General features: G+C 68.7%; 14 protein-coding genes. 9 read left to right on the forward strand and 5 right to left on the reverse strand.

What is annotated here, in order from left to right:
- Window positions 1-402: 402 nt before the first annotated feature.
- The gene (locus tag Q4P07_RS10540; protein ID WP_303374874.1) at window positions 403-1,086 is read left to right on the forward strand and encodes a hypothetical protein; all 684 of its coding nucleotides are present in this window, start codon (window positions 403-405) and stop codon (window positions 1,084-1,086) included.
- Window positions 1,087-1,110: 24 nt separating this feature from the next.
- Window positions 1,111-1,797 carry a hypothetical protein gene (locus Q4P07_RS10545; protein WP_303374875.1) on the forward strand — a complete coding sequence of 229 codons (687 nt, stop codon included), beginning with the start codon at window positions 1,111-1,113 and terminating at the stop codon, window positions 1,795-1,797.
- Here the strand turns inward: Q4P07_RS10545 and Q4P07_RS10550 are convergent.
- Window positions 1,794-2,570 (reverse strand): DUF4031 domain-containing protein, encoded by a 777-nt coding sequence (locus Q4P07_RS10550; RefSeq protein WP_303374876.1) that lies wholly within the window; start codon window positions 2,568-2,570, stop codon window positions 1,794-1,796. The two genes, Q4P07_RS10545 and Q4P07_RS10550, sit on opposite strands and share 4 nt — an antisense overlap.
- Window positions 2,571-2,726: 156 nt before the next feature.
- On the opposite strand from Q4P07_RS10550, the gene Q4P07_RS10555 reads away from it, so the two are divergent.
- Window positions 2,727-3,023: a WXG100 family type VII secretion target gene (locus Q4P07_RS10555; protein WP_303374877.1), complete on the forward strand. Its 297-nt coding sequence runs from the start codon at window positions 2,727-2,729 to the stop codon at window positions 3,021-3,023.
- 120 nt (window positions 3,024-3,143) lie between these two features.
- Here Q4P07_RS10555 and groL read toward each other — a convergent pair whose 3' ends face one another.
- The 4 genes from groL to Q4P07_RS10575 all read right to left on the reverse strand — a co-directional run bounded on the left by groL (window position 3,144) and on the right by Q4P07_RS10575 (window position 7,959).
- Window positions 3,144-4,769, reverse strand: a complete 1,626-nt coding sequence (groL, locus tag Q4P07_RS10560; protein ID WP_303374878.1) for a chaperonin GroEL — start codon at window positions 4,767-4,769, stop codon at window positions 3,144-3,146.
- 237 nt (window positions 4,770-5,006) lie between these two features.
- Window positions 5,007-5,843 carry an MBL fold metallo-hydrolase gene (locus Q4P07_RS10565; RefSeq protein WP_303374879.1) on the reverse strand — a complete coding sequence of 279 codons (837 nt, stop codon included), beginning with the start codon at window positions 5,841-5,843 and terminating at the stop codon, window positions 5,007-5,009.
- 64 nt (window positions 5,844-5,907) lie between these two features.
- Complete coding sequence (locus Q4P07_RS10570; protein WP_303374880.1) at window positions 5,908-7,575, reverse strand: formate--tetrahydrofolate ligase; 1,668 nt, start codon at window positions 7,573-7,575, stop codon at window positions 5,908-5,910.
- Between the two features lie 111 nt (window positions 7,576-7,686).
- Window positions 7,687-7,959 (reverse strand): DUF3263 domain-containing protein, encoded by a 273-nt coding sequence (locus Q4P07_RS10575; protein WP_303374888.1) that lies wholly within the window; start codon window positions 7,957-7,959, stop codon window positions 7,687-7,689.
- 139 nt (window positions 7,960-8,098) lie between these two features.
- Here Q4P07_RS10575 and Q4P07_RS10580 point away from each other — a divergent pair, with 139 nt between their 5' ends.
- The 6 genes from Q4P07_RS10580 (at window position 8,099) to Q4P07_RS10605 (ending at window position 12,889) form a co-directional block, all read left to right on the forward strand.
- Window positions 8,099-8,779, forward strand: a complete 681-nt coding sequence (locus Q4P07_RS10580) for a uracil-DNA glycosylase (RefSeq protein WP_303374881.1) — start codon at window positions 8,099-8,101, stop codon at window positions 8,777-8,779.
- Window positions 8,779-9,603 (forward strand): SGNH/GDSL hydrolase family protein, encoded by an 825-nt coding sequence (locus Q4P07_RS10585; protein ID WP_303374882.1) that lies wholly within the window; start codon window positions 8,779-8,781, stop codon window positions 9,601-9,603. The genes Q4P07_RS10580 and Q4P07_RS10585 overlap by 1 nt, the downstream gene beginning before the upstream one ends.
- 130 nt (window positions 9,604-9,733) lie before the next feature.
- Window positions 9,734-10,129: a molybdopterin-binding protein gene (locus Q4P07_RS10590; RefSeq protein WP_303374883.1), complete on the forward strand. Its 396-nt coding sequence runs from the start codon at window positions 9,734-9,736 to the stop codon at window positions 10,127-10,129.
- The gene (modA, locus tag Q4P07_RS10595; protein WP_303374884.1) at window positions 10,126-10,929 is read left to right on the forward strand and encodes a molybdate ABC transporter substrate-binding protein; all 804 of its coding nucleotides are present in this window, start codon (window positions 10,126-10,128) and stop codon (window positions 10,927-10,929) included. The genes Q4P07_RS10590 and modA overlap by 4 nt, the downstream gene beginning before the upstream one ends.
- Window positions 10,926-11,696: an ABC transporter permease gene (locus tag Q4P07_RS10600; RefSeq protein WP_303374885.1), complete on the forward strand. Its 771-nt coding sequence runs from the start codon at window positions 10,926-10,928 to the stop codon at window positions 11,694-11,696. Before modA ends, Q4P07_RS10600 begins: the two co-directional genes overlap by 4 nt.
- Window positions 11,693-12,889: an ABC transporter ATP-binding protein gene (locus Q4P07_RS10605; RefSeq protein WP_303374886.1), complete on the forward strand. Its 1,197-nt coding sequence runs from the start codon at window positions 11,693-11,695 to the stop codon at window positions 12,887-12,889. The genes Q4P07_RS10600 and Q4P07_RS10605 overlap by 4 nt, the downstream gene beginning before the upstream one ends.
- Window positions 12,890-12,904 lie beyond the last annotated feature (15 nt).

The raw sequence follows: 12,904 nt of genomic DNA on the forward strand, positions 1-12,904 counted from the left end.
ACCGAGTCCCTCGTGACCTCATACCAGCTCGCGGTAGAGCGGCACCGCGAGACCAGACCCGTGGCCAGGATCTTTCGGGCCCGCCACGCCAGCTCCTCCGGTGGCCAGGGGTGAGCAACCTCGCCCCCGCAGCGGCCCCCATGACTCGCGTGCCAAGGTGCGATGGCCCTCTATCGCGCCAGCCCGGGCGAACCGATGGGTATGGTGCGAGGCCGACGGTTCGGCGTCGAAGGCGGCAGCTGTCGTCCTGACCCGGGCCGTCAGCGGCCTGACCGTGGTCCACGCCCAGGCCCTCCCCGCTGCTCTGACCGGCCCAGAGCAGGCACCACGGCTCGCACCCGGCAGTGGCACGGCATACGGTGGAGCCAACGACTCGACCCGCCACCACCAGGAGTGAAACCCATGCATGTGACGCACCTCCCGATCCGGCTCGCCACCGGCGCCTACATCCTCAACTCCGGCATCGGCAAGCTGAAGGCAACCCCCGAGACGGAGGAGGCGCTGCACAGCTGGACCTCGAGCGTCTACCCGATGTTCAAGGACATGAAGGCTGGCGACTTCACCCGTCTGCTCGCCTACGGAGAGATCGGGCTGGGCGCGGCGCTGCTGCTGCCGACGGTGCCCTCTGTGGTGGCGGGGTCGGCCCTTGCTGCCTTCGGCGCCGGCCTCACCGGCCTCTACCTCAAGACCCCCGGCATGACCCAGTCCGATGGCATCCGACCCACCGAGAAGGGCGTCCCCTTCGCTAAGGACGCCTGGCTCGTCGGCGCCGGCCTGACGCTGGCGATGCAGTCCTTCCTCTCCGGCACCAAGCATGCGGCCGAGGCCGTGGCCGACGGGGTCGCGGGCGCGGCCGGGTCCGTCGCCTCCGGGGTCAGCGGTGCGGCCGGGTCCGTCGCGTCCGGGGTCAGCGACGCCGCGAGCTCGGTGGCTTCAGGCCTGACCGGAGCCGTGGGCAGCGCGGTCGGCTCCGGTTCGAGCAAGGCCAGCAGCGGCGTCAAGGGGCTGCTCCACAGCGCGCACGACGCCCGCGAGGAGCTGGCCGACGCCCTCGCGGACCTCGCGGAGTCGCTCGTCAAGCGCTAGGACTCCGCGCTAGGTGCCGAAATGATGGACTCGGGTCTGGGCGAGCCGCTGCTTGACCGGTGGCTCGCCGATGCCGCTCTGCTCGCCCCCGAGGCAGGGCCTGACCTCTGGCTGGCCGAGGGCTCCCTGCTGCTTCGTGGCTGGGGCGAGCCGCATCGCCGCTATCACACGGTCGAGCATCTGATGGAGGTGCTGGCGGCGGTGGACGAGCTGGCGAGCAGCACGGCGCTCTGCCCTGACGACTCCTTGTTGGCCCGCACCATCGGTTGGTACCACGACCTGTCCTACGATCCACGCGCTGCTGCTGGGAGCAATGAGCACCGCAGCGCGACGATGGCTCGCGACCACCTGCATCGGCTCGGCGTCGACCTTGACGTGATCGACGTCGTCGAGGCCGGGGTGCTCATGACGGTGGACCACCAGGTGGGCGGCGACCCTCTCCAGACCGTGGTCCTCGACGTCTTCCACGACGCCGACCTATGGATACTGTCGGCGCCCGCAGCACGGTACGCCACCTATTGTCAGCAGGTGCGGCAAGAGTATGCCCATGTCCCTGACGACCTCTTCCGGGTCGGCAGGCTGGCCGTCCTGACGCCGTTCCTGACGCGAGAGCGCCTCTACCGCACCGATCACGCTCATCACGCCTGGACCGACCGGGCCAGGGCCAATGTCAGTCGCGAGGTGGAGGTCTTGGGCGCGAGCGCGACCTAGGAGGTCTCCCACCACCATTGCACGATCGGCCACCACGGCGCCCTGCCGCTGAGATGCTCCGCCTCTTCCCGGCTGAACCATCCGGCCTCGAGCACGTCGTCCAGGTCAGGTCGGAGCGTGGGGAGAGTCCCAGCGACCTCCACCACGGTCGCGAACACCTGGAGATGGTTGACCCCCGTGGTGAACGGCCTCGGGTCGGGACCCTCGGGGATCGTGATCCGCTCATAGCCGACCGGCGACAGCGACCTCGGGTCGAGCAGCAGCCCGGTCTCCTCCGCAACCTCTCGCACCGCGGTCTCGCGCACGCTCTCCCCCGCGTCGCGTTTGCCTCCCGGCGGGGCCCACCCCGGCCGGCTCGCGTTGCGGACCATCGCCATCTGGGTCCGGGCGAGGACCAGCACCACTGCCGCGCCTGCCTCGGGGCGCTCGATCGTGGAGGCGACGACGTCGAGGGTATGCGGAGCCTTCGTCGCCGTCGACAGTCCGTTCGCGACCCGCGCCAGCGGATGCTCACCCCTGCGCTTGCGAAAACGCATCCCGCTGTCTCGAAGCAGCCGGGCGAGCTCGGTCCCACCCACCGGCACCGCGCCAGCGGCGACGACCTCCTCATACCTCTCCTGCGGCAGGTCGTAGTGGTCTCCTTCGAAGGAGCGCTCCGGCACCCCGACCCGGCGGGCGAACTCGTGCAGCTCGTCCACGGAGGAGTCGCTGATGAGGTGCGACCACAGGCGGCCGTGCGCCGGCCACAGCGGGGGGTCGACGAAGAGACTCACGCGCTCGACCCTACTCCCGAGAGCGGCTCGCTCCAGAGAGATCCGGCCGTCTACCACCTGTGGATAACTTCGGCGCAGCACGGCGCGGCTCCCCTAGCGTCGTCAGCATCACCAACACCGGTGGCGGCCTCGCCACCGTCAACAGGGAGGGACCCCATGACCAACACCTTTGCCGTCGACACGGCCCGGATCGCGGCCGCTTCAGGCGACATCGAGCGGATCGCGGCCACGATCGAGTCCGAGGTGCGCGCGATGATGGCCAAGCTCGTCGGCCTGAACGACTGCTGGCAGGGCGCGGCTTCCGCCAACTTCCAGTCCGTGACCCAGGACTGGAGCGGCACGCAGGAGCGGATCCGCGCCTCGCTTCAGCAGATCTCACTGACCCTGCGCACCGCTGGTCAGGACTACGAGCTGGTCGAGCAGGCCAACCGGATGCGTTTCACGCCCGCCTGAGGCGAGGCTACGCGGAGCCGGCAGGCATGCCAGCGGGGCGGCCCCTCGTGAGAGAGACCGCCCCGCTGGTGGTGTTCCACCCGCGAGAAACGCGGGCGTGCTTGCTCCGATCCGGGGGGATCAGAAGTCCATGCCACCCATGCCACCGTCGCCGCCGCCCGGCATGGCCGGGGTCTTCTCCGGCTTGTCGGCGATGACTGCCTCGGTGGTCAGGAAGAGAGCCGCGATGGAGGCGGCGTTCTGCAGCGCAGAACGGGTCACCTTCACCGGGTCGGCGATGCCGAAGCCCAGCATGTCGCCATACTCCCCGTTGGCCGCGTTGAGGCCCTGTCCAGCAGGAAGGTTGCGCACCTTCTCCGCGACAACGCCACCTTCCAGGCCGGCGTTGATAGCGATCTGCTTCAGCGGAGCCTCGACCGCGACCTTGACGATGTTGGCGCCAGTGGCCTCGTCGTCGGTCAGGTTGAGAGCCTCGAAGGCCTTGGAGGCCTGGATGAGGGCGACGCCACCGCCGGGCACGATGCCCTCCTCGACGGCTGCCTTCGCGTTGCGGACGGCGTCCTCGATGCGGTGCTTGCGCTCCTTGAGCTCGACCTCGGTCGCCGCGCCCGCCTTGATGACGGCCACGCCACCGGCCAGCTTGGCCAGACGCTCCTGCAGCTTCTCGCGGTCGTAGTCGGAGTCGCTGTTCTCGATCTCGGCACGGATCTGGGAGACGCGACCGGCGATCTGGTCGGCGTCGCCGCCGCCCTCGACGATCGTGGTCTCGTCCTTGGTGACGACGACCTTGCGGGCGGTGCCCAGCAGGTCGATCTCGGCGGTCTCCAGCTTGAGGCCGACCTCTTCGGAGATGACCTGGCCACCGGTGAGGATGGCGATGTCGGCCAGCATGGCCTTGCGACGGTCACCAAAGCCTGGCGCCTTGACGGCCACCGACTTGAAGTTGCCACGGATCTTGTTGACGACGAGGGTGGCCAGGGCTTCGCCCTCGACGTCCTCGGCGATGATCGCCAGCGGCTTGCCGGACTGCATGACCTTCTCCAGGACCGGAAGCAGGTCCTTGACCGCCGAGATCTTGGAGTTGACGACCAGCACGTAGGCGTCCTCCAGGACAGCCTCCATGCGCTCGGTGTCGGACACGAAGTAGGGCGAGATGTAGCCCTTGTCGAAGCGCATGCCCTCGGTGAGCTCAAGCTCCAGACCGAAGGTGTTGGACTCCTCGACGGTGATGACGCCTTCGTTGCCGACCTTGTCCATGGCCTCGGCGATCATCTCGCCGATCTCGGTGTCGCCCGCGGAGATGGACGCGGACTGCGCGATCTGCTCCTTGGTCTCAACCGGCTTGGCCATGCGCAGCAGCTCGTCGTTGACCGCCTGGACGGCGACCTCGATGCCGCGCTTGAGTGCCATCGGGTTGGCGCCTGCGGCCACATTGCGCAGGCCCTCGCGGACCATGGCCTGGGCCAGGACGGTGGCCGTCGTCGTGCCGTCACCGGCGACGTCGTCGGTCTTCTTGGCGACCTCCTTGACCAGCTCGGCGCCGATCTTCTCGTAGGGTTCTTCGAGCTCGATCTCCTTGGCGATGCTCACACCATCGTTGGTGATGGTGGGGGCGCCCCACTTCTTCTCGAGCACGACGTTGCGGCCCTTCGGGCCTAGGGTCACCTTGACGGCGTCGGCAAGGGTGTTCATACCCTTTTCCAAGCCGCGGCGAGCCTCCTCGTCGAATGCAATCATCTTGGCCATTCGGGTGGTTCCTCCACACGCTGATGGGCGGATGACCGGAGCGTCGCCCGCGACGGACGAGCCGGACGCACGGGGCTCACGTCGCCCCGCTGCCCGACCCTCGACACTACCGGTCGGTTGCTGGCACTCTCAAGGTGAGAGTGCTAAGTCCATCATGAGCACTCGACCCCCTCGAGTGCAAATGCCAGCGCGTCGGCGGCCCGTCAAACTCCCCGACGGTCGCCGGTCACTGGGTCGTCAGCTGCGCAGTTCGAGGGCACGGACCGCGGCGTCGCGCAGCGTCTCCTGCACCATGCCGAGCCCTCGACCTGCCGTCATCAAGGCATCTACCCCCAGGGCCCCAGCCAGGAGCGCCTCCTCCATCCGCTCGGCGAGCTGCGCGAGCACGGCAGCCTCCTGCTCGACATACGCCAGGTCGACGACGGCACCGTGCCCAGGCACCCAGATGTCCGCGAGTGCTGCGGCAGGCTTGCTCATGAGCGCGCGCAACGTGTCCGCCCACTCCAGCGGGAACGAATCCTCCATGTGCGGGTCGGCTCCCTCTTCGACCAGGTCTCCGGCGAAGACGACCTCTGCGTCAGGCACCGCGACGGCAAGGTCGTGGTCCGTGTGACCGCGTCCGGCATAGAGCAGCTCGACGCGGCGACCGCCGAGGTCGATCTCGGTGTCGCTGTCCACGACATAGAAGGGCAGCACGATCTCGGTGGTCTCGATGTCTCGGGCGATCTCCGGGCGGTCGGTGTCGCGCATGTGCGCCACGATCTGTGCACGCTGCGACTCTCCCGTGCGGATCAGATCCTCGAGCATGAGCGTGTGGGCATAGATCTGGCTGTCCCGGAACGCGGAGTTGCCGAAGCAGTGGTCGTAATGCGCATGGGTGTTGACCACGACCAGCTCCAGGTCGGTCAGCTCGCGCACCGCGGCGAGCAACTCCTCCCCGTGCTGGTGATAGCTGCGGGTGTCGATGACCAGCGCACGTCGCTGCCCGATGACCAGGCCACAGTTGAGGTTGAGCTCCTCGTGCCGACGAACGTGGACCCCCGGCGCGACCTCGACCCACCTCACCTCAGTCATGGCCCCACCCTATCCGCCAGGTATGGCGCGTCCGCCGCCCGGCGCCCTGGCGCAGGGACCGGCGTCACGACAGGCCGGTGATTGTCCCGTCCTCGGAGATGTCCATCCCCACGGCTGCCGGCACCCGGGGCAGGCCGGGCATGCGCAGGATCTCGCCGGTCAGGGCGACGACGAAGCCAGCACCGGCGTTCACGGCCAGGTCGCGAACGGTGATCCGGAAGCCTCGAGGGGCGCCGAGCAGGGTGGGGTCGTCGGAGAAGGAGTATTGCGTCTTCGCCATACAGACCGGCAGTCCACCGTGGCCCTGCGACTCGAGCTCGCTGAGCTGCTTGAGCGCGGGCTGGGTGAAATCGACGCCGTCGGCGCGGTAGACCTCGCGCGCGACCGTCTCGATCTTGGTCCGCAGGTCGTCCGCGGCGTCGTAGAGGGGTCGGTAGTCGCTGGGCTGCTCGCACAGCTCCACGACGGCGCGCGCCAGGTCCTCGCCGCCGGCACCACCCTGGGCGAAGACGTCTGCGACCACGACCTCGACCCCCGCCGCGGCGCACCGGGCCCTGATGAGCTCCAGCTCGGCCTCGGTGTCCGTGGGGAACTTGTTGATGGCCACGAGCGCGGGGACGCCAAACTTGCGGACGTTCTCGACGTGCTGCTCCAGGTTGACGAGGCCCGCCTTGAGCGCGTCGAGGTCCTCCTGCGTGAGTTGTTTCTTGTCCATACCGCCGTTGAGCTTGAGCGCCCGCACGGTGGCGACGATGACCGTGCCGTCCGGTCGGAAGTCACCTGCCGGGGCGACGATGTCGAAGAACTTCTCCGCACCCAGGTCCGCCCCGAAGCCAGCCTCGGTGACCACATAGTCGGCCAGCTTCAGCGCCGTCTTGGTGGCCAGGATGGAGTTGTTGCCGTGGGCGATGTTGGCAAACGGCCCCCCGTGAATGATCGCGGGCGTGTTCTCCAGCGTCTGCACGAGGTTGGGCCGGATGGCATCCTTCATCAGCATCGCCATCGCGCCGGTCGCCTGCAGGTCGGTAGCCGTGACGGCCTCGCCGGTGTAGGTATAGCCGACGATCATGCGACCAAACCGCTCCTTGAGGTCCTGGATCCCAGTAGCCAGGCAGAGCGCGGCCATGATCTCACTGGCCACGGTGATCTCGAAGCCGCTCTCGCGCACGACGCCGTCACTGCGTTTGCCGAGACCGACGACGATGTTGCGCAGGGCCCGGTCGTTCATGTCGAGGACACGCTTCCAGGTGATCCGCTTGGGGTCGAGTTGCAGCGGGTTGCCCTGGTGGAGGCTGTTATCGAGCAGCGCGCTGAGCAGGTTATGCGTGGAGGTGATCGCGTGGAAGTCACCCGTGAAGTGCAGGTTGATGTCATCCATCGGCACGACCTGCGCGTAGCCGCCTCCGGCCGCGCCGCCCTTCATCCCGAAGCAGGGGCCGAGCGAGGGCTCGCGCAGCGTGGTCATCGCCTTGACACCGATCCGGTTCAGCGCCATCGAGAGCCCGACGTTGATGGTCGTCTTGCCCTCGCCCGCGGCCGTCGGGTTGATCCCCGTGCAGAGGATAAGTTTGCCGTCGGGCTTGTCCGCTAGCCGGTGCAGCACGTCGAGGGAGATCTTGGCCTTGTCGTGGCCATACGGTGAGTAATCCTCCGTGCTCAGACCGAGGTCGGCGGCAATCTCGCTGATCGGCTTGAGCGTGGCGGACTGGGCGATCTGCACATCGGACTTCACGAACGGGCCTCCTGGGACGGTGATCGGGACCGTCATGGGCCCGATGGCGTCACGCTACCGAGGATTGTCGCGCAGGTGGGGGTCGGGGTCTGGCCTAGGCCAGGAGTGAGATCAGAGCTCGATGCCGAGGCGGCGCGCCGAGCGGCTGCGCTGACGTCGGGCACGCTGCCGACGGAGCCGCTTGATCAGCATCGGGTCGTGCGCGAGGGCATCCTCGCTGTCGATGAGCTGGTTGAGGAGCTGGTAGTAGCGGGTGGGGCTCAGGTCGAAAAGGTCCTTCACGGCCTGCTCCTTGGACCCGGCGTACTTCCACCACTGGTGCTCGAAGTCGAGAATCTCGCGATCACGGTCGGTGAGGGAGGTCGCTGTCTCAGCGTGGTTCATCGACGCAAGGCCCACGGACTACTTCCTCTCATCCCACAGATTTCTACCCACTCATGGGGAAGTCTACGACATCAGACTTACACGCGTGTCATTTGCGGCGGGGCGGGTCCTGGGCAGGGCGACGTCATACCCTTGCGGGGTGCCCGATCCCACCCCGCTGACCAGCCTCGTGCACCCGACCTGGGCCCAGGCGCTGGCGCCGGTGGAAGGCACCGTCAAGCGACTGGGCGATTTCCTGCGGGCAGAGGTCGCGGCGGGACGAGGCTATCTGCCCGCCGGCGAGCACGTGCTGCGTGTCTTCGACCGGCCGCTGGACGAGGTGCGGGTGCTCATCGTCGGCCAGGACCCCTACCCCACGGTCGGGCACGCGATCGGTCTGAGCTTTGCGGTGGCACCGCAGGTGCGCCCGATCCCGCGCAGCCTCCAGAACATCTACACCGAGCTCGTCGACGACCTCGCCGTCGACCGGCCCTCGACGGGCGACCTCACCCCCTGGGCCGAGCGGGGCGTCATGCTGCTCAACCGTGTCCTGACCGTCCGTCCCGGCACGCCGGCGAGCCACCGTGGACGCGGCTGGGAGGAGATCACAGACCTGGCCATCGACACCCTGGTCCGTCGCGGCGGCGCGCTCGTGGCGATCCTGTGGGGACGGGACGCGCGCAACCTCGCCTCCAGGCTCGGGGACGTGCCCCGGATCGAGAGCGCCCACCCCTCTCCGCTGTCCGCGAGGACCGGCTTCTTCGGGAGCAAGCCGTTCAGTCGCGCCAACGAGCTGTTGGTCCGGCAAGGCGCCGCACCGATCGACTGGAGGTTGCCGTGATGGATCGACGGTCCGGAAGCATCCACCCGCTCCCCCGCGACTGGACGCGGTATGTCGCGATCGGCGACTCGTTCACGGAAGGGATGAGCGACCTTGACCCGCAGCGACCAGGCTCCTATGTCGGCTGGGCCGACCGGCTCTCGAGCCTCCTCGCTCCCCACGTCGAGGAGTTCTCCTACGCCAACCTGGCGGTCCGCGGACGCAAGTTGGCGGATGTGGCCGGTCCACAGCTGGAAGCGGCCCTCGCGCTCCAACCCGAGCTGGTGAGCATCGTCGGCGGTGGCAACGACATCCTGCGCCCGAAGGCAGATGTCGACGCATTGGCCGCGCAGCTGGAGGCCGCGGTCGCCCGGATCCGCGCGACCGGGGCTGACGTGCTGATGGCGACCCCCACCGATCCTGCCGGCGCGCCCATCATCGGCCGGACCCGTGGCCGCGCCGCGACGTATGTCGCGCACCTCTGGTCGATCGCCCAACGTCACGATTGCTATGTCCTCAACCTGTGGGGCTGCGACTTCCTCCATGACTGGCGGATGTGGGCCGAGGACCGGCTCCACCTGACGCCGGAAGGACACCGGCGGATCGCGCTCGCGGCCTACTCCGCGCTCGGTCACGATCCTGCTGATGCGCAGTGGCAGGTGCCACTGCCGCCCCAGGCTCCGGCAGGGGCGCTCGCGACGGCCCGGGAGACGGCTGCGTGGGCCAAGGAGTATGGCGCGCCCTGGGTCCAGCGGCGCCTGCAGGGCCGCTCCAGCGGCGACCACCTCAGCGCCAAGCGCCCGGCCCTGACCCGAGTCGACCCACCTGGCCCTCCACGTACTTAAGTACTCGACCCCACCAGCGACCGGACGGTCGGTGCGGACACTCCGGACGGTCGGCGAGGACGGACCGGACGGTCGGCAAAGACACTCCACTCGCTTGCCTCCACGCATTTGCGTCTATATCATCTTGTTTATGACGTATCTGCGAGTTTCTGAGGCGGCTGACCTTCTCGGCGTCTCTCCCGACACCGTGAGACGCGCCATCGATTCGGGGAGGCTGATCGGCTCCAAGGGCGAGGGGGGTCGCACGGTCGTCGATGCCGCTGGCGTGGCGGCGATGGCCAAAGAGGACTCCCACACGGCCGCCATCGGCACCGTTGGCACGTCCTCACCCCGAAACCGGATGCGGGGCATCGTGACCCGCATCCTCAGCGACACCGTGATGTCACAGGTCGATGTCCAGGCCGGCCCTTTCCGGCTCGTCGCCCTGCTCTCGACGGAGGCTGTCCAAGAGATGGGGCTGCAGAACGGCTCGGTCGTGGTCGCGTCGGTCAAAGCGACCCACATGACTCTGGGAGTGCCCGCATGATCCGCCGAGCCAGCATTCCCCATACCCCGGTCGTCATCGCCGTCAGCGTGCTCAGCCTGCTGGCGGTGACCGCTTGCACCGGCACCCCCGACGTCTCCGTCGGCGCCGGTGCGACCTCTGCGTCAACCGCGCGGGGTGGCGACGTCCTCACGGTGCTAGCCGCGGCGTCGCTGACCGACGTCTTCGAGCAGATCGCGACCGACTTCGAGGCGGACCACGACGGCGTCGACGTGCAGTTCAGCTTTGCGGCAAGCTCGGCGATCGTCGCTCAGGTCAACGAGGGCGCACCGGCGGACGTGATCGCGCTGGCCGGCCAGGGATCGTTAGAGCCCCTAGAGCGAGAGCACCGCAAGAGCGAGCCGGTGGTCTTCACGACCAACTCGCTGCAGATCGCCGTGCCGCCGGACAACCCTGCCAATATCAGCGACTTGGCAGACCTCGTCGGCACGGATCTGATCCTCGTCGTCTGCGAGAAGGAGGTGCCCTGCGGCAGCGCCGCCCAGAAGCTGTGGGAGAAAAACTCGCTGACGCCCACCATCGCCTCCTACGAGAAGGATGTCCGCGCCACCTTGACCAAGGTCGAGCTCGGTGAGGCCGACGCCGGCCTCGTCTATCGCACCGACATCACCGAGGCCGGCTCCCGCGTGCTCGGCATCGAGATCCCGGCCGAGCAGAACGTCATCAACTCCTACCCCATCCTCACCGTCTCAGAGGCCGCGTTGGCCCAGGCATTCGTCGAAGAGGTCCTGTCCGAGAGAGGCCAAGCACACCTGGGCGACGCAGGATTCGTCAGCCCGTGACTCGCGCCTGGTCGCTACGGGTCCCTGCAGCGATCGGCATCGCGTTCATCGTCCTGCCGTTGATCGCGCTGCTGGCTCGCGCGGACTGGGCCAACCTCGCCACCCACCTGGCTGCGCCGGTGGTCGGCCAGTCGCTGCGGCTGTCCGCGATCACCACCACCGCGACGATGGTGGTCGTCTGGACGCTCGGCACGCCGTTGGCCTGGCTGCTGGCCCGCTCCGACCACGCCCTGATGGGCTGGGCGCGGGCGCTCATCACGGTGCCGATGGTGCTGCCTCCGGTCGTCGGCGGCGTGGCGCTGCTGATGGCCTATGGCCGCCGCGGCATGATCGGCGGCTGGTTGGACGCGACCTTCGGCATCACGATCCCGTTCACCACGGTGGCCGTGGTGATGGCCGAGATCTTCGTGGCGATGCCCTTTTATGTCGTCTCCGTCGAAGGGTCGATGCGCAGCCTGGACCGCCGTTTTGACGGCATCGCCGCGACGCTGGGCGCCGGTCCGACCCGCACGTTCTACACGGTCGTGATCCCGATGGTGCTGCCGGGCATCGCCGCGGGCTCGGCGCTGGCGTGGGCCCGGGCGCTGGGCGAGTTCGGCGCGACCATCACCTTTGCCGGCAACTTCCCCGGGCGCACGCAGACGGCACCCTTGGGCGTATACGCCGCGCTCGAGCGGGACCCGCAGGCCGCGATCGCGCTGTCGCTGGTCATGCTCGCGGTGAGCGTCCTGGTGCTTGGACTGTTGCGGACCCGGTGGCTGCGGTGAGGGCCGGCATGGAGAGCGCGGCGCTTAAGTCGGCAGGCGGGCGGCCGGGACACCCAGCCTCACTATCCCCCTCGCTCGACGTCCACCTGGTGGTCGACCGTGGCGACTTCCACCTCGACCTCACCCTCCCAGCGCTGCGCGGCGTGACCGCGCTTCTGGGTCCCAACGGATCAGGCAAGACCACTGCGCTGACGGCGGTCGCGGGGCTGCTGCGGCTCACCTCCGGGCATGTCATCGCCAGCGCTGCGACGCCCGCGGTGTGGGCCGACGCCTCCCGCGGGCTCCATCTGCCCGTCGACCGGCGCAGCGTCGGTATGGTGCTCGCCGACCCCCTCCTCTTTCCCCACCTCACCCTGCTCGACAACGTCGCCTACGGACCACGATCTCGAGGGATGACCAGGCGTGCCGCCCGCGCCCGCGCCAGCGCCGAGCTCGCCCGGGTGGGACTGGCAGAGTTGGCCGGCCGCGCACCTGACCAGGTCTCCTCTGGCCAAGCACAGCGGGCCGCTCTGGCGCGGGCGTTGGCCACCGATCCGGCAGTGCTGCTGCTGGACGAGCCGCTCTCCGCGCTCGACCCCCAGACCCGCTCGACGACCCGCGCTGATCTGTCGGCACGGCTGCGGGAGTATGCCGGAGTGACGGTGATCGTCACCCACGACGCTCTTGATGCCCTGACCTTGGGGGACCACCTCGTCTTCCTCGAAGGGGGACGCGCCGTCCAGTCGGGCACTCCGGCTGAGGTGATCGCCCGGCCTCGCTCGCCCTATGTGGCCGGGATCGTCGGGCTCAACCTCCTGCCCGGCACGCTGCTCCCGCCTCAGGAGCTTCAGACCTCCACCTCCGCTGCGCCACCGCGGGTCCTCGACCTGGGGGGCGGCCAGCGGCTGGTGGTCGCGGACCTGCCCGAAGGGTCTCGTCCGGGGGATGCGGTCTTCGCAACGATCAACCCGGAAGCGGTCACCCTCTATACGCAACGACCAGCCGCCTCGGCCCGCAACCTGTGGCAGTTGGAGGTCGGTGCGGTCACCGTGACGGGTCAGCGTGCCCGTGTCCGGTGCGCGTTCCCGGGTCCAACCAAGGCCGAGCTCGTGGCAGAGGTCACCCTGCGCGCCGTCGCCGAGCTCCATATCGTCGCTGGTCAGCGGCTGTGGGCCAGCGTCAAGGCGACCGAGATCCACACCTACCCCGCCTGACCGGGCGGTCCCCCG

The sequence above is a fragment of the Ornithinimicrobium sp. genome, from assembly GCF_030537745.1.
In the GTDB taxonomy this organism is placed as follows: domain Bacteria; phylum Actinomycetota; class Actinomycetes; order Actinomycetales; family Dermatophilaceae; genus Ornithinicoccus.